The 770-nt window shown below is 36.6% G+C and carries 1 pseudogene; it reads right to left on the bottom strand.

The annotated features are described in order from the left end of the window. Positions 1–770 (bottom strand): annotated as a pseudogene (locus C6988_RS10795) (hypothetical protein); the annotation flags it as partial.

Here is a 770-nt window from a genome sequence, read left to right as displayed (position 1 = left end):
AGATTATCAATTGCTGCAAAACCAATTACACTAAGATTTGCAGCATCTGCTGATTGAATTGTTGTTACTCCATAAGTTTTATCTGCTGTAAATGATTCATGAAATTCTCTTTCTACTTGTCTTCCTTCTCTTAAACTGCTTTCACCCATTGTAAAGCCTGATACAACAAAACCTTTGATTTCATCAGAAATTCCAAATGTTCCTGCATCAACTCCAATTCCTGTTGGGTCAAACAAAAAATGCCAATTAGTTAATGGTTGATTTTTAATTCCTTCAGCATCTATTAGTGGTTGTTTCAATAATTCTTCAGCAGCACTACCTTGAATTAATGAATAAACAACTGGCTCTCTTGCTTGAATTGCTGATATTGGCATGTTGATTTCTACTCCATCAATCATGTGTGGGCCTGCAACTGACATTCCTCTCCAGCCCATATCTACAAGCTTTTGACCAGTTACTCCACCTTCTGCTGCAATGTTGTAACCTTCTAGAGTTCCTTTTAGTGTAACTTTGTAATCAATTGATGTGTTTAATCCACGACCTGTTAATACTGCTGAATATTCCACAGTCAAATCTCCAATCTGTGTTCCACTGCCATCATCAACAATTTTTTGATTAATTGCATCTCTCAATGCTACGACATCTGGGTTTGGAGTACTTGCTGTTGCTTCTAGAGACCATGCATTACTTCTTAGAAGATCTGCTACCTCTCCACCTTCATCATATTCTATGAAAACGGTCTTTTGATATCTCATTTGAAATTCAGATGA

The sequence above is a fragment of the Nitrosopumilus sp. b1 genome (genome assembly GCF_014078545.1).
In the GTDB taxonomy this organism is placed as follows: Archaea; Thermoproteota; Nitrososphaeria; order Nitrososphaerales; family Nitrosopumilaceae; genus PXYB01.
This window is presented reverse-complemented; position numbering and strand designations above follow the sequence as displayed.